13 protein-coding genes and 1 pseudogene are annotated in these 15,746 nt (G+C 60.1%); 4 read left to right on the plus strand and 10 right to left on the minus strand.

Annotated features, from left to right (window positions below):
- Positions 1 to 146: pseudogene (locus APT89_RS24275) on the plus strand (IS481 family transposase); the annotation flags it as partial.
- Positions 147 to 233: 87 nt separating this feature from the next.
- Here APT89_RS24275 and uvrB read toward each other — a convergent pair.
- The gene (gene uvrB / locus APT89_RS21780; protein ID WP_028012419.1) at positions 234 to 2,249 is read right to left on the minus strand and encodes an excinuclease ABC subunit UvrB; all 2,016 of its coding nucleotides are present in this window, start codon (positions 2,247 to 2,249) and stop codon (positions 234 to 236) included.
- 749 nt (positions 2,250 to 2,998) lie between these two features.
- On the opposite strand from uvrB, the gene APT89_RS21785 reads away from it, so the two are divergent.
- Positions 2,999 to 3,721, plus strand: a complete 723-nt coding sequence (locus tag APT89_RS21785) for an ABC transporter ATP-binding protein (protein ID WP_047363785.1) — start codon at positions 2,999 to 3,001, stop codon at positions 3,719 to 3,721.
- Here APT89_RS21785 and bioD read toward each other — a convergent pair.
- From bioD to bioB, 4 genes are read right to left on the minus strand one after another with little or no spacing between them, the layout of a single operon-like run.
- Positions 3,684 to 4,385 (minus strand): dethiobiotin synthase, encoded by a 702-nt coding sequence (gene bioD, locus APT89_RS21790; RefSeq protein ID WP_060573558.1) that lies wholly within the window; start codon positions 4,383 to 4,385, stop codon positions 3,684 to 3,686. The two genes, APT89_RS21785 and bioD, sit on opposite strands and share 38 nt — an antisense overlap.
- On the minus strand, positions 4,378 to 5,133 hold the full coding sequence (gene bioC, locus APT89_RS21795) for a malonyl-ACP O-methyltransferase BioC (RefSeq protein ID WP_060573559.1): 756 nt from the start codon (positions 5,131 to 5,133) through the stop codon (positions 4,378 to 4,380). Before bioC ends, bioD begins: the two co-directional genes overlap by 8 nt.
- On the minus strand, positions 5,117 to 6,274 hold the full coding sequence (gene bioF / locus APT89_RS21800) for an 8-amino-7-oxononanoate synthase (RefSeq protein WP_047363790.1): 1,158 nt from the start codon (positions 6,272 to 6,274) through the stop codon (positions 5,117 to 5,119). The genes bioC and bioF overlap by 17 nt, the downstream gene beginning before the upstream one ends.
- A complete protein-coding gene (gene bioB, locus APT89_RS21805; RefSeq protein WP_045259947.1) occupies positions 6,271 to 7,311 on the minus strand; it encodes a biotin synthase BioB in 1,041 nt (346 codons plus the stop codon). The genes bioF and bioB overlap by 4 nt, the downstream gene beginning before the upstream one ends.
- 86 nt (positions 7,312 to 7,397) lie before the next feature.
- Between bioB and bioA the strand changes: the two genes are divergently transcribed.
- Both bioA and APT89_RS21815 read left to right on the plus strand, forming a co-directional pair.
- Positions 7,398 to 8,687, plus strand: a complete 1,290-nt coding sequence (gene bioA / locus APT89_RS21810) for an adenosylmethionine--8-amino-7-oxononanoate transaminase (RefSeq protein WP_072201815.1) — start codon at positions 7,398 to 7,400, stop codon at positions 8,685 to 8,687.
- Positions 8,688 to 8,735: 48 nt separating this feature from the next.
- Entirely contained in the window at positions 8,736 to 9,212 is a 477-nt protein-coding gene (locus APT89_RS21815; protein ID WP_028012412.1) for a kinase inhibitor, read from the plus strand.
- A gap of 84 nt (positions 9,213 to 9,296) precedes the next feature.
- Here APT89_RS21815 and hutH read toward each other — a convergent pair whose 3' ends face one another.
- From hutH to hutI, 5 genes are all read right to left on the minus strand, one after another.
- Positions 9,297 to 10,817, minus strand: coding sequence for a histidine ammonia-lyase (gene hutH / locus APT89_RS21820; protein ID WP_060573562.1), 1,521 nt, complete (start codon positions 10,815 to 10,817; stop codon positions 9,297 to 9,299).
- Positions 10,814 to 12,502 carry a urocanate hydratase gene (gene hutU, locus APT89_RS21825; RefSeq protein ID WP_059355399.1) on the minus strand — a complete coding sequence of 563 codons (1,689 nt, stop codon included), beginning with the start codon at positions 12,500 to 12,502 and terminating at the stop codon, positions 10,814 to 10,816. The genes hutH and hutU overlap by 4 nt, the downstream gene beginning before the upstream one ends.
- A gap of 126 nt (positions 12,503 to 12,628) precedes the next feature.
- Positions 12,629 to 13,363 carry a histidine utilization repressor gene (locus APT89_RS21830; RefSeq protein WP_041910742.1) on the minus strand — a complete coding sequence of 245 codons (735 nt, stop codon included), beginning with the start codon at positions 13,361 to 13,363 and terminating at the stop codon, positions 12,629 to 12,631.
- A 19-nt stretch (positions 13,364 to 13,382) separates the two neighbouring features.
- Positions 13,383 to 14,321, minus strand: a complete 939-nt coding sequence (hutG, locus tag APT89_RS21835; protein ID WP_047363799.1) for a formimidoylglutamase — start codon at positions 14,319 to 14,321, stop codon at positions 13,383 to 13,385.
- Positions 14,318 to 15,538, minus strand: coding sequence for an imidazolonepropionase (gene hutI / locus APT89_RS21840; protein ID WP_060573564.1), 1,221 nt, complete (start codon positions 15,536 to 15,538; stop codon positions 14,318 to 14,320). The genes hutG and hutI overlap by 4 nt, the downstream gene beginning before the upstream one ends.
- Between the last annotated feature and the right edge of the window lie 208 nt (positions 15,539 to 15,746).

Consider the following 15,746-nt stretch of genomic DNA (forward strand, 5'->3'; position numbering starts at 1 on the left):
TGAGCGCAGGCAAGGCGTTCAGGGGAGAACGGGTCGGGCTGAGGGAGACACAGGATGACGGCTGCTATGAAGTGTGGTGGTACAGCACGAAAGTGGGGGTGATCGACCTGAAGAAAAAGTCGATCACTATGGGTAAAGGATGTTAAAAAGTGTTCACCATGTCCCCGAACACCTGTCTACCATGTCCCCGGACTGTACACCCACAGGGAGAGGGGGAATACACGCCGCTTTACCTATGATGCCGCGATAAACAGATCCCGCAGCTGATGAAGCTGGTCGCGGATCTGCGCCGCCTCTTCGAACTCCAGGTTCTGGGCGTGCTGCATCATCTGCCCTTCCAGCTCGTGGATTTTCTGCTGCAGCGCCTTCGGCGTCAGTACGACGGTATCTTCTTCCACCACTGAACGTGCCTTGCCGCGGCCTTTCGCTTTGGTCTTCGCAATGTTCTGACCCAGCGCCAGAATATCCACCACCTTCTTGTTCAACCCCTGCGGCGTAATGCCGTGCTCTTCGTTGTAGCGCTGCTGCTTCTCGCGTCGGCGTTCCGTTTCGCCAATCGCTTTCGCCATCGACGGGGTGATTTTGTCGCCGTACAGAATCGCTTTCCCGTTGACGTTACGCGCGGCGCGGCCAATGGTCTGGATCAGGGAGCGTTCAGAGCGCAGGAAGCCCTCTTTATCGGCGTCCAGAATCGCCACCAGCGAGACTTCCGGCATATCCAGACCTTCTCGCAACAGGTTGATCCCCACCAGCACGTCAAACTCGCCCAGACGCAGATCGCGGATAATCTCCATGCGCTCCACGGTGTCGATATCCGAGTGCAGATAGCGCACCTTCTCACCGTGTTCTTCAAGATACTCGGTCAGGTCTTCCGCCATGCGCTTGGTAAGTGTCGTCACCAGCACGCGCTCGTTGATGGCGGAACGGGCGCGGATCTCAGAAAGCAGATCGTCCACCTGGGTCGCCACCGGGCGCACTTCGATAATCGGGTCCAGCAGCCCGGTCGGACGGACCACCTGGTCGATCACCTCATCGCCCGATTTTTCCAGCTCGTAGTTGCCCGGCGTAGCCGACACGTAGATGGTCTGCGGCGCCAGCGCCTCAAACTCTTCAAACTTCATCGGACGGTTATCCAGCGCTGACGGCAGGCGGAAGCCGTACTCCACCAGCGTCTCTTTACGCGCGCGGTCACCGCGGTACATCCCGCCGATCTGCGGGATCGTGACGTGGGATTCGTCGATCACCAGCAGACCGTCGGCCGGAAGGTAGTCAAACAACGTCGGCGGTGGCTCGCCCGGCCCGCGCCCGGAGAGGAAGCGCGAGTAGTTTTCGATACCCGAGCAGTAGCCCAGCTCGTTCATCATCTCCAGATCGAACTGGGTGCGCTGGCTCAGGCGCTGCTCTTCCAGCAGCTTATTGTTAGCCAGAAGCACCTTACGGCGCTCTGCAAGCTCCTCTTTGATCTCTTCCATCGCCTGCACGATACGCTCTCGTGGCGTCACGTAGTGCGTTTTAGGGTAGATGGTAAAACGCTGTATCACCGACTCAACGTGGCCGGTCAGCGGGTCGAACAGTGACAAACGCTCGACCTCTTCGTCAAACAGCTCGACGCGCAGCGCCATATCGTCCGATTCCGCCGGGAAGATGTCGATCACCTCACCGCGCACGCGGAACGTCCCGCGCTGGAAGGCCTGGTCATTACGGGTGTACTGCAGCTCGGCCAGACGGCGCAAAATTGCGCGCTGATCGATGATCATCCCCTGCGTCAGGTGCAGCATCATCTTGAGATAGAGATCCGGATCGCCCAGGCCGTAAATTGCCGAAACAGACGCGACCACAACCACATCGCGTCGCTCAAGCAGCGCCTTGGTCGCAGACAGTCGCATCTGTTCGATGTGTTCGTTCACCGAAGCATCTTTCTCGATGAAGGTATCAGAGCTCGGCACATAGGCTTCCGGCTGGTAGTAATCGTAGTAGGAGACAAAATACTCCACCGCGTTTTCCGGGAAGAACTCTTTCATCTCGCCGTAAAGCTGTGCCGCGAGGGTTTTATTGGGTGCAAGCACCATCGTGGGGCGCTGCAGGTCAGCGATCACGTTGGCGACAGTAAACGTTTTGCCCGAGCCGGTTACCCCCAGCAGCGTCTGGTGCGCCAGCCCGTCTTCCAGCCCCTCTTTAAGACGACGGATCGCCTCAGGCTGATCGCCAGAGGGGCGGAAAGCAGAATTCAGTTTGAACGGTTTACTCATGGGCGACGACCTGATGACGTTATAAGCGGCAGGTGAGTAATTTTACTCGTTGTTGCCAGGAATGCCAGTAAAAAACACTGGATGAAAAACCAGTAGCGTGTCAGGATATTTAGCGTAGCGGCGGAGTCATTAGCGCGTTAGCAGACAAAATTTAGGCTCTGACGAGATAAAAAACCAGCCAGGTTGGGTTATCCCCAGAACATTTTCTTTTTTAACATTTGTCAAGCCAGGTAATGATAGTTTTATGGCAACGAGTGACACTTTCATGACGGTAATTGCTTTTATCTAAGCAATTAAATTTTAAACGATATTTTCTAAAGCCGCGTTTCGCGTCAATTTGGGCGAAAGCCGCGTCTTCTCTCGCTTATCGCGTGTTTTCTAACTCTAATGCACATGGTTATCCACAGGAATAGTGGATAACTGCTTCCAGCCCGTGTAGACCGCCGCTCAGCAAATTCCCGGATTTTCCCACGAGGCGGCAACAAAAAATTTTTATAGCTCTTTTTTGACGATAAACAGTTGAGTCATTCATAACCAACAGATGCGATCCTGCTCACATTTCAGCCATTTTTTGTCCTGCACCACAACTCACCATTCCCGGCACCGTCGATGTGCAAGCCACGCGTTTTTACCCTGCTCTCCTGTGGCTTATTCCTAAAAAAGTCGTTTTTTTAATCGATTTCAGTTTTCTGGCAAGCGTTTTGCAGCTTCACGTCAGGCCTATCCCTACGCATTTTAAGGAGAGAAAGATGTTGAGTCTGCGTGCAGTGAATCAGTTTTACGGAAGCCAACATACGCTATGGAACGTGGATTTGGATTTTCCGCAAGGGATGTGTACAGGCGTCATAGGCCTGCCGGGGATGGGCAAAACCACCCTGATGAACTGCATTACCGGAAACATCCCCGTCGAAAGCGGCACGATTATCTGGCATGAAGCGGGCGCACCGCCGCGTGATTTGCTCAGCCCGGCACCGGAACAACGTTCAGAGCCGGGAATAGGCTATGTGCCGCAGGACAGGCGTATTTTCTCTCAACTGACGATTGAGGAGAATCTGCATATTGCCATGCGGGCGATGGGGAAACCCGACCCGGCGGCGAAAAGCGACGTATACGATCTGTTCCCGGAACTCTACGCGCGACGTCAGACGCGGGGCAATGCCCTTTCGCCAGAGGATCAGTATCAGCTTGCCCTGGCGAATGCACTGGTCAACCGCCCGCGGATGCTGATTCTGGATGAGCCTACGCATGGGGCAGGACACGGATTTGCCCAGAAGCTGGCGCAGCTGCTGGTGCGCTTAAACCGGGAGTTAGGCATGACGGTGCTGCTGGCAGAGCAGCAGCTGTCGTTTATCCGCCGGGTGGCGGATCGGTTTTGCATGCTTTATCGCGGGCGTAACGTGGCTCAGGGCCACGTTAGCGAGCTGAACGATGAGCTTATCGCCCACTGGATGTCGCGGGAAGCAAGACGCTGAGGTCGAGATAACGCCCGGTTTCGGCCTGCTCAGCATCACCAGCAATCCAGGGGATTTCCCCGAGGAACGGTGCCGGGAGCACGCGCTTGAGGGTCGCCAGATACTCCTGATGCCGCCTGCCCGGCGCAACCACGTCGTTGGCTATCCAGCCTGCCAGCGTCAGCCCTGCCTGCTGAACGGCCTGCGCCGTCAGCATGGCGTGATTGATGCAGCCCAGCTTCACGCCGACGACCAGAATGACCGGAAGCCGCTCGGCCTGCACCCAGTCAGCAAAGGTCTGCGTGTCCGAAAGTGGCGTAAACCAGCCTCCCGCGCCTTCCACCAGCACCCAGTCGGCCTGGCTTTCCAGCGTCCGTAACCCGGCAGACAGCACGGCGAAATCAATCGGACGGCCTTCCTCAGCGCTGATAATGTGCGGCGACGTCGGCTCGGCAAAGGTATAGGGATTCACCGCCGAATAGGCAAGCTCAAGGCTACTGTTACGCTGGAGCGCCAGCGCGTCGGTGTTGCGTAACCCTTCCGCCGTCATCTCGCTGCCGGAAGCCACGGGCTTATATCCGGCGGTGTTTTTTCCGAGCAGTCGTGCCGCCTGCAGCAGCGCAGCGCTGGCAACCGTTTTGCCCACTTCCGTATCCGTGCCGGTAACAAAATAACGTTCAGTCACGTTCGATAATCCCATGAAAAAGTTGATAAGAGAGCGGGAAAAGGCCCCGCTGCTGCGGCCAGGCCAGCTCCAGGCGTTGCAGCTGCCCCCGGGTCAGCGGTTTTTTCTCCCGCCCGGCGTGCAGGTGCGTGGCGCCGATGCCCTTCAGAGAGCGCATGGCGCTGAACGCGTCGCTAAAATTAAGCGTGATGTTTTGCACCGTGCTGCGACAGCGCCAGCCAGCCAGCGCCTGCGTCACCTGCTCATACGATAAAAAGCGGTTCGCGTGCGGCTGCTCATCCACCGCTTTCCACGCCTGATTCAGCTCCGGCAGCGAACTTTCCAGCAAGGTGGTAAAGGCCACCTTTCCGCCCGGTCGTGCGACGCGATAAAGCTCGCGTAACGCCTGCGGCAGGCTGCTGCACCACTGAACCGCCAGATGGCTCCAGACCAGATCAAACTGCGCGTCCGCCAGCGGGATCGCCTCGATATCGGCCACTACATAGTGGTGCGCAGCCTGCTGCTGGCGCGCCTCGTCCAGCATGGCGGGCGACAGGTCTATGGCCGTCACCTCGCTCCCCGCCTCGCGCCAGTAGCGGCTGTTGCTGCCGGGACCACAGCCGGCGTCCAGCACCTGCGGGAAGCGGTTCTCGCCAAGCGCGGCCAGAAGCCCCTGCGCGCTCTGGCGCTGGAGTTCATCGTGCTGCGAATAGCTCCGCGCGGCCCGGCCAAACGCCGCCGCAACGGCCTGCTTATTCACCGGCATCATGAAGCGCCTCCAGCAGCGTCTGGATATCCTGCGCCTCATGCGCCGCCGTCAGGGTTAAGCGCAGACGCGCGGTGCCTGGCGGCACGGTTGGCGGACGAATGGCCGTTACCCACATCCCCCGCTCGCGCAGCGCCTGGGCCAGCGCCAGCGCGCGGCCGTTTTCGCCGACAATCACGGGCTGGATGGCGCTCTGCGAATCGGGACTCTGGAAGGGAAGCGCCGCCAGTCCCTGACGGAAGCAGGAGATATGCTCTGCCAGCTGCTGACGGCGTTCATCCCCTTCTGCGCTGCGGATCACCGCCAGCGACGCCGACAGCGCCACGGCCTGCGCCGGGGGCATGCTGGTGCTGTAGATGAGGTGTCGGGCAAACTGCAGCAGATAGTCGGCGACAGATTCGCTGCACAGCACGGCGGCGCCGCTGACGCCAAAGCCTTTGCCGAAGGTAACCACAAGCAGTTCCGGCTTCACGTTTTGTTGATGGGCGCTGCCGCGTCCTTCATCGCCCATCACCCCAGTACCGTGAGCATCATCGACCAGCAGCCAGGCGTTTTGCCGCTTTGCGGCCTCGTGAAGCGCGGCAAGCGGCGCACTGTCGCCGTCCATGCTGAACACCCCTTCCGTGACTGCCAGCTGTTGCCCATCGCAGGGTTTGTCCAGCAGCGAGGCGAGCTGTGACGCATCGTTATGGGCAAAGCGGCGCAGCTGCGCCGGACTTAAGTTTGCCGCCTCCAGCAGCGAGGCGTGGCTTAAGCGGTCGGCGACAATGCGATCGTCCTTGCCCATCAGGGCCGTGATGACCGCCTGGTTGGCGGCAAATCCGGAGATAAACAGCAGCGCGCGCGGATAGCCCAGCCAGTCGGCCAGCTCTTTCTCCAGCGCCTGATGCGCCGTGGTGTATCCGCTGACGTGCCCCGAGCCACCGCTGCCCACGCCAAACCGCTCCGCGCCCTGCTGCCAGGCGCGGACGATGGCCGGATGCTGGCTCAGTCCGAGATAGTCATTGCTGGAGAAATTACAAAACTGCCGTCCCTCGCGGGTCAGAAAACGGCCCGCGCCGTTTTCCACCACCCTGCGAACGCGAAACGCCTCTGCCGCCCGGCGTTCTTCCAGCGCGGCATTAATCCGTACCTGCCAGGTCATACGGCTGCCGCGTTGTAGAACTGGTCGGTGTCGGCGTTGAGAATCTGCTGCTCCAGCTGCTGCTGTTGCTCGTTATCGCCCGTCAGCACCTCGGTCTGGTGCGGGTTCAGCCCCAGCTTGCGGAACAGCTGAACGTCTTTGTCCTCTTCCGGGTTCGGCGTGGTCAGCAGCTTGCAGCCGTAGAAGATGGAGTTGGCTCCGGCCATAAAGCACATCGCCTGGGTCTGCTCGTTCATCTGCTCGCGGCCCGCAGAGAGGCGAACGTAAGACGTTGGCATCATGATGCGCGCCACCGCGATGGTGCGGATAAAATCAAACGCATCCACATCCTCGTTATCCGCCAGCGGCGTGCCCTTGACCTTCACCAGCATGTTGATCGGCACGCTTTCCGGCGGGGTGGGCAGGTTCGCCAACTGCAGCAGCAGGCCCGCGCGGTCTTTCACCGTTTCGCCTAAGCCCACGATGCCGCCGGAGCAGACCTTGATCCCTGCATCACGCACTTTGTCCAGCGTGTCCAGACGCTCCTGGTAGGTACGCGTGGTGATGATGTTGCCGTAAAACTCCGGGGAGGTGTCGAGGTTGTGGTTGTAGTAATCCAGCCCCGCCGCCGAGAGGCGCTGCGCCTGCTCCTCGTTCAGCGTGCCGAGCGTCATACAGGCTTCGAGGCCCATCTCCTTCACGCCTTTCACCATCTGCTCCAGATATGGCATATCGCGATCGTGCGGGTTCTTCCACGCGGCGCCCATGCAGAAGCGGGTTGAGCCCGCGTTTTTCGCCTTGCGCGCGGAGTCGAGCACCTGCTCCACTTCCATCAGACGCTCGGATTCGAGACCGGTTTTGTAGCGCGCGCTCTGCGGGCAATATTTGCAGTCTTCGGGGCAGGCGCCGGTCTTGATCGACAGCAGCGTGCTGACCTGAACATGACGCGGATCGAAGTGCTGACGATGCACCTGTTGGGCTTCGAACATCAGCTCAAGGAAAGGTTTGTTGAATAATTCAGTAACTTGCGACATCGTCCAGCGTGCGTGGTGAGCCATTGGGCTTCTCCAAAGGGTTTTGTTAATTTTCGGTTCGGTTTATACTCGTAAACCTAAAACTTTTCAAAATGGTTTACAAGTCGATTATGACCCAGGACGATCTCGCCTTCGACAAGCAGCATATCTGGCACCCTTACACCTCCACCACCCGCCCCCTTCCCGTCTATCCGGTGGCCTCCGCCCACGGCTGCGAGCTGCATCTCGCCAGCGGCGAGCGGCTGGTTGACGGGATGTCCTCCTGGTGGGCGGCCATTCACGGATACAACCATCCGCGCCTGAACGCGGCGATGAAGGCGCAGATTGACCAGATGTCGCACGTGATGTTTGGCGGAATCACCCATCAGCCCGCGGTGGATTTATGCCGTCGCCTGGTGGCGATGACGCCTGAATCGCTGGAGTGCGTTTTCCTGGCCGATTCCGGCTCGGTGGCGGTGGAAGTGGCAATGAAGATGGCGCTGCAGTACTGGCATGCGAAGGGCGAAACGCGCCAGCGGTTCCTCACCTTCCGCAACGGCTATCACGGGGATACCTTCGGGGCGATGTCGGTCTGCGATCCGGACAACTCCATGCACAGCCTGTGGAAGGGCTATCTGCCGGAAAACCTGTTTGCCCCTGCGCCGCAAAGCCGCTTCGACGGCGAGTGGAACGAGACGGACATGGTGGGCTTCGCGCGGCTGATGGCGGCGCATCGCCATGAAATCGCCGCCGTTATTCTCGAACCGATCGTGCAGGGCGCGGGCGGAATGCGGATGTACCATCCGGAATGGCTGAGGCGCATTCGCAAGATGTGCGACCGCGAGGGCATTCTGCTGATTGCCGATGAAATTGCCACCGGCTTTGGCCGCACCGGCAAGCTGTTTGCCTGCGAACATGCGGGTATCGCCCCGGATATTCTGTGCCTCGGCAAAGCGCTGACCGGCGGCACCATGACGCTCTCCGCCACCCTCACCACTCGTCAGGTTGCCGACACCATCAGCGACGGCGAGGCGGGCTGCTTTATGCACGGCCCGACGTTTATGGGCAACCCGCTGGCCTGCGCCGTGGCAAGCGAAAGCCTCGCCATTCTGGAGAGCGGCGAGTGGCAGACGCAGGTCGCGGCGATTGAGGCACAGCTGAAAGGAGAGCTGAGCGCCGCCTCGGGGGCGAATTTTGTGGCGGACGTGCGCGTGCTGGGTGCCATCGGGGTGATTGAAACCACCCATCCGGTGAACATGGCGGCGCTCCAGCGCTTCTTCGTTGACCAGGGCGTCTGGGTGCGGCCTTTCGGCAAGCTTATCTACCTCATGCCGCCGTACAGCATCACGCCGGAGCAGCTGCGTAAATTAACCGACGCGGTCGTAACAGCCGTTAACATTCCCGCGCATTTCGCGATTTAATCCCATGCGTTACACTTCCTGAACGAGTGAATAACGAGGGTAAACCGTATGAAAATCATCAGTAAAGATCTGCGCGACGGTGAAAAACTCCCGGAACGCCACGTTTTCAACGGCATGGGCTATCAGGGGGATAATATCTCCCCGCACCTGGCGTGGGACGACGTTCCTGCAGGAACCAAAAGCTTTGTCGTGACCTGCTACGACCCGGACGCGCCGACCGGCTCGGGCTGGTGGCACTGGGTTGTGGCGAACCTGCCCGCCGACACGCGCGTGCTGCCGCAGGGTTCCGGTTCAGACCTGGTTGCCCTGCCTGAAGGTGCCATTCAGACGCGCACTGACTTTGGTAAAGCGGGCTACGGCGGCGCGGCGCCGCCAAAAGGGGAAACCCACCGCTATATCTTCACGGTGCATGCGCTGGATGTGGAGAAGATTGAGGTCGATGAAGGGGCGAGCGGCGCGATGGTCGGGTTTAACGTGCATTTCCATTCCCTGGGGAGCGCGTCGATTACGGCGATGTATTCCTGAAAAAAGCCGGGTGGCGGCTACGCCTTACCCGGCCTGGATTTCGCATTCGTTGGCCCGGTAAGCGCAGCGCCACCGGGCAAAACATCACAGCACCGAAGGTAGCAGTCCTACAAGGCGTCCCTCTTCCAGAAGCTGCATCGCCTTATCAATATCCGGCGCAAAGAAGCGGTCGTCATCGTAATGCGTGACGTGCTCGCGCAGCACATGGCGCGCCTGCTCCAGCAGCGGGCTGGATTTAAGCCCTTCGCGCAGATCGATACCCTGACACGCCGCCAGCCACTCCACCGCCAGCACGCCGCGGGTGTTGGAGGCCATCTCCCAGAGACGACGCCCGGCAGCGGGTGCCATCGAAACGTGATCTTCCTGATTCGCCGAAGTTGGCAGGCTGTCCACGCTGTGCGGGTGCGACAGGGCTTTGTTCTCGCTTGCCAGCGCTGCGGCCGTCACCTGAGCGATCATAAAGCCCGAGTTGACCCCACCGTTACGCACCAGGAACGGTGGCAGCTGGGACATGTGTTTATCCATCATCAGCGCGATGCGGCGCTCGGACAACGCCCCGACCTCGGCAATCGCCAGCGCGATATTATCCGCCGCCATCGCCACCGGCTCGGCGTGGAAGTTGCCCCCGGAGACCACCTCGTTTTCCTGAGCGAACACCAGCGGGTTGTCGGAGACCGCGTTGGCCTCCACCAGCAGCACCTCTGCCGCCTGGCGCAGCTGCGTCAGGCACGCGCCCATCACCTGCGGCTGACAGCGCAGGGAATACGGATCCTGCACCTTCTCGCAGTTATGGTGTGAATCCGCAATCTCACTCGTGTCGGTAAGCACGTGGCGGTACATGTCGGCGGCATCAATCTGCCCGCGCTGGCCGCGCACCGCGTGAATACGCGCGTCAAACGGACGACGCGAGCCGAGCACCGCCTCGGTGGTCAGCGCACCGCACACCACCGCCGACGCAAACAGATCTTCCGCTTCAAACAGGCCGCGCAGCGCGAAGGCCGTCGACGCCTGCGTGCCGTTGAGCAGCGCCAGCCCCTCTTTTGCCGCGAGAGTGATTGGCGTTAAGCCGGCTTTTGCCAGCGCCTCTTTCGCAGGGAGCCACTCGCCCTGCCAGCGCGCTTTGCCCTCACCCAGCAGCAGCAGCGACATGTGCGCCAGCGGGGCGAGATCGCCGGAGGCGCCGACGGAACCTTTTTCCGGGATCCACGGATAGACTTCTGCATTCACCAGGGCCATCAGCGCCTGGATCACGCTCAGGCGAATGCCCGAGAAACCGCGCGCCAGGCTGTTGATTTTGAGCACCATCATCAGACGGACAATCTCATCATCCAGCGGCTGGCCAACGCCCGCCGCGTGCGACAGCACCAGCGAACGCTGTAAGTTTTCCAGATCGTGCGTGGCGATGCGGGTCTGCGCCAGCAGGCCAAAGCCGGTGTTAATCCCGTAGGCGGTGCGCCCTTCGGCAACAATCGCTTCTACGCAGGCGACGCTGTCGTTTATCGCGGCGTGGGCGCTTTCATCAAGTGAAAGGGTGACCGGCTGGCGCCAGACGTTACGCAGCTGTTTGAGCGTCAGCGAGCCGGGAGTGAGTGTTAACGCGTTCATGCATGCTTTCCTTGTGTGGCAGGGATCATCGGCAGGTTCAGTCCCTGCTCTTTGGCACAGTCAATGGCAATCTCGTAACCCGCATCCGCGTGACGCATCACGCCGGTTGCCGGGTCGTTGTGCAGCACACGGGCGATGCGCGCGGCCGCTTCATCGGTTCCGTCACAGACGATGACCATCCCTGAGTGCTGGGAGAAGCCCATCCCGACGCCGCCGCCGTGGTGCAGCGACACCCAGGTGGCGCCGCTGGCGGTATTCAGCAGGGCATTAAGCAATGGCCAGTCGGAGACCGCGTCAGATCCGTCGCGCATGGCTTCGGTTTCACGGTTTGGGCTGGCGACGGAACCGGAGTCCAGATGGTCGCGGCCAATGACGATCGGCGCGGAGACTTCACCGCTGCGCACCATTTCGTTGAAGGCCAGACCCAGCTTTTGCCGCCACTCCAGCCCTACCCAGCAGATGCGCGCCGGCAAGCCCTGGAAGCTGATGCGTTCGCGAGCCATATCCAGCCAGTGGTGCAGGTGTTCGTCGTCTGCGACGATCTCCTTCACTTTGGCGTCAGTTTTGTAGATATCCTGCGGATCGCCGGACAAGGCCACCCAGCGGAACGGGCCGATGCCGCGGCAGAACAGCGGACGGATATAGGCAGGCACGAAGCCGGGGAAGTCGAAGGCGTTATTTACGCCCATCTCTTTCGCCATCTGGCGGATGTTGTTGCCGTAATCGAAGGTCGGAATGCCCATCTGGCTGAAAGCCAGCATCGCGGAGACGTGTTCCGCCATAGAGCGTTTCGCAGCGAGCACCGTGCCTTCCGGGTCGGTTTCCGCTTTTTGCTGATAGCCTTCCCACGTCCAGCCCTTTGGCAGGTAACCGTGCAGCGGGTCATGGGCGCTGGTCTGGTCGGTAACGAGATCCGGACGCACGCCGCGGGCAACCAGCTCCGGCAGAATATCCGCCGCGTTGCCGCACAGGGCAATCGACACCGCTTTGCCTTCAGCAGTGTACTTTTTGATGCGCGCCAGCGCGTCATCGAGGTTGTCGGCCTGTTCATCGACGTAACGGGTACGCAGACGGAAATCAATGCGGCTCTGCTGGCATTCAATGTTCAGCGAGCACGCGCCGGCCAGCGTGGCGGCCAGCGGCTGCGCGCCGCCCATCCCGCCCAGACCGGCGGTAAGCACCCAGCGGCCCTTCAGCGAGCCGTTATAGTGCTGACGCCCCGCTTCCACGAAAGTTTCGTAGGTGCCCTGCACAATCCCCTGGCTGCCGATGTAGATCCAGCTCCCGGCGGTCATCTGGCCATACATCGCCAGCCCTTTCGCGTCCAGCTCGTTGAAGTGTTCCCAGGTGGCCCAGTGCGGCACGAGGTTAGAGTTGGCGATCAGCACGCGCGGCGCGTTCTTATGGGTTTTAAATACGCCAACCGGCTTGCCGGACTGCACCAGCAGGGTTTCGTCATGTTCGAGTTCGGTCAGAGATTTTACAATTGCGTCATAGCATTCCCAGTTGCGCGCGGCGCGGCCAATGCCGCCGTAGACCACCAGCTCGTGGGGGTTTTCCGCCACTTCAGGATCGAGGTTGTTCATCAACATGCGCAGCGGGGCTTCGGTGAGCCAGCTTTTGGCGGTAAGGGTGGTGCCACGCGCGGCGCGGACATCCTGCTGGCGGTATTTACCTGACGACATTGTGTGCTCCTATACGGGACAGATGATGCATTTAGATATACTTGTATAGACAAGCACACACAAGGTCAGATTTAACAAAAAAGATACAATTTTGTTATATTGCGTTAGCGATCACGCTTATAAAACTTATGACATAAAGTGGCCCTGCAGCCGGTAACGGTTCCCCGGGAAAAGCAGCCGGGCATGCGACACAATGTGCGACGAGGACCAGGTTCGACGGCGGATCAGCAGGCACGGGTCGTGCTCTTTAATGCGCAGCCGCTCGCACTCCTGCGGCGTGGCGCGCACGGCCTCCACAATGTGCTCCCCTTCCGTCAGCGGTGCGACAAGCGACAGATAGGCGTGCGGGGTGGTCTGGGTGTAATCCTGGTTCAGATAGTCCGGTATCCGTTCGGCGTTCACGCAGCGATCTTCAATCTGCACCGGAATATCGTTTTCGAAATGCACCATCACGGAGTGGAAGATGCGGCTTCCCTCTTTGACATTCAGCTCTACCGCCTGCTCGGCGCTGGCCTGGGTCTCTTCGAGCACCAGCACTTCACAGCGGTGCTGATGATTACGCGCGGCAATTTCGTCCGCAATACTGCGGATTTCAAACAGGGCGGATTGCCCTTTCGGTTCCGCCACAAACGTCCCGACGCCCTGCAGACGCACCAGAAGCCCTTCGTCGGTCAGCTCGCGCAGCGCCCGGTTGACGGTCATCCGGCTAAAACCGAACTGCGCCACCAGCTCGGCCTCCGACGGAATGCGATCGTGCGGGCGCCAGACGCCGGTAGCAATCTTTTCGCTAATCGCCTGCTTCACCTTTTCATAAAAAGGCGCGGGCGGGCTCGGTTGCGGCAGGGGCGAGCGTGAAAACATCATGACTCCTTTAATAGTGTTATGCCCACCAGTGAGCAATTTGCCAGGCCAGACGGGCGGCGAGCTTTGCGCCCTGTCCGTCCCGATCGTACTGCGGGTTAAACTCTACCAGATCGGCGGCCTGCAGCTTACCGCTGCGGCAGATTTGTTCAATAACCGGCATTAGATCCATTGCCGGGACGCCTAACGCCGCAGGGGCGGAAACGGCGGGCATTTCGCCCGCGGGCAGGACGTCCAGATCGATCGTCAGATAGACACGATCGGCCTGCGCCAGCACCTTTTCCAGCGCCGATAATGCCTCGCGTCTGAAATGAAGATCCTCCACCAGCGTGACGTTCAGGCGTTCGGCCTCATCCCACAGTGCCTGGGTGTTCGCCGCGCGGCTGACGCCAAAGCAGGCGTAGCGAAACTCGCGCCCGCATTCATCGCAGTATTGAGCCAACTGACGAAACGGCGTACCGGACGTCGCCCGGTCGGCCTTGCGCAGGTCGAGATGCGCATCCAGGTTTATCACCGCCACGCGCTCGCCGGGGAACGCATCCAGAACACCCCGACCGTGCGCCCAGGCGGTTTCATGCCCGCCGCCAAACACCAGGGTGCGCATCCCGGACTGCTGGCAGGCCGTCACGGCATCGCTTAACGCCCGCTGCGCGGGTTCAAGCTCATCGCTTTCAACGTACACCGAGCCCATATCCGCCAGCCGTTCGTGTCCCTGATGGCTTGCCATATTCGCCAGTGCTTTGCGCAGAATATCTGGGGCCTGCGCGGCGCCGGGCCTGCCCTGATTGCGTTTAACCCCTGCATCGCATTCAAATCCTATCAGCGCGATGCCGGATGAAAGCGGCGTGAACAGCGCCTGCTGTTGTATCGTCTGGAAAATGCGCGTTGCATTGCTGGCTTCGGCGCTGTCATCTCGCCCCTGCCAGACCGTTTCGGCGACGGGCCGCCATAACTTCATACTGCCTCCCCACGGAAAATACGTTGATACAGCGGATTGCGTCCCGGCTCGTAGACCATCTCCACCGGGTGGTGAGCGTCCCAGACGATAAAATCAGCGACAAACCCCGACTGCAGCTGCCCGTGCGTTGCGCCGCGGCCCAGCGCCTGCGCCGCATGCCGCGTGACGCCAGCCCAGGCCTCTTCGGGGGTCAGGCCAAACTGGACGCAGGCCATATTCATCGCCAGGTGCAGGCTGGCAAACGGGCTGGTGCCGGGGTTATAGTCGGTGGCGACGGCCATCGGCACACCACGTTTTCGGAGCTGATCAACCGGCGGACGCTGGCGCTCCTGCAGAAAATAGAACGCGCCGGGGAGCAGTACCGCAACCGTACCGCTTTGCGCCATCGCCTGAACGCCCGCGTCGTCGAGATATTCGATATGATCGGCCGACAGTCCGTTATATTGGCTGACCAGCGCCGCTCCGCCCTGATTCGACAGCTGTTCAACATGCCCTTTCACCGGAATACCGAGCGCGGCGGCGGCCTGGAAGAGGCGCTCGGTTTGCGACGGGGTAAAGCCGACGTTTTCACAAAACACGTCTACTGCTTCATATAACTCTTTTTGCCACAGCGTGGGCAGGATCTGCTCACAGACCAGCGCGAGGTACGCATCCGGATCCTGTCGGTATTCCGGCGGAACCGCATGGGCCGCCAGCAGCGTTGGGCTGATATCAACCGGGTTATTGAGGCTCAGCTGGCGGGCAACCTGCAGCATCTTCTCTTCGGCCTCGGCGTTGAGTCCGTATCCCGATTTGATTTCAACGGTCGTTACACCTTCATTCATCAGACGCTGGAGCCGCTGCTGCGCCAGTTTCAGCAGGGTTTCCAGGGAACTGCTGCGCGTTGCCGTCACGGTGGCGTTAATCCCGCCCCCCTGAGCGCTGATGGTCTGGTAAGAGACGCCGTTCAGACGCTGCTCCCACTCCGCCGCGCGGTCGCCGCCAAATACCAGATGGGTATGGCAGTCAATCAGGCCAGGCGTGATCAGACGTCCCTCAAGATCGATGACGTGACGGTGTCCGGAAGGAAGGTCAGATTCAGGGAGCACGGCAAGGAAAGTTTGGCCGCGCACGACCAGCGCGTGCTGATCTTTCAGGCCATAAGGCGCGGATGTATCGGGAACCATTGTTGCCAGGCGCGCATTTCGCCATATAACATCGTCAGGTTGAAGCTGCATGGGCATTCCACTTGTCATGGGTTGTATAGACATTTATTTGCATCCATCGTCTGCTGTCAACCGCCTTGAGGGAAAATGTTATTTATTTGTGATGACTTTCCCGTCACCTCCGGGCAAAAAATGCAACTTTTACCCTTTTTATCTTCCCGTTTCGCTCAACTTAGTATAAAAAAGCAGGCTATTTCGTCTATCCCGTAAAGACTTGCAT

The organism is Enterobacter sp. 50588862 (genome assembly GCF_001462935.1).
GTDB lineage: Bacteria > Pseudomonadota > Gammaproteobacteria > Enterobacterales > Enterobacteriaceae > Enterobacter > Enterobacter bugandensis.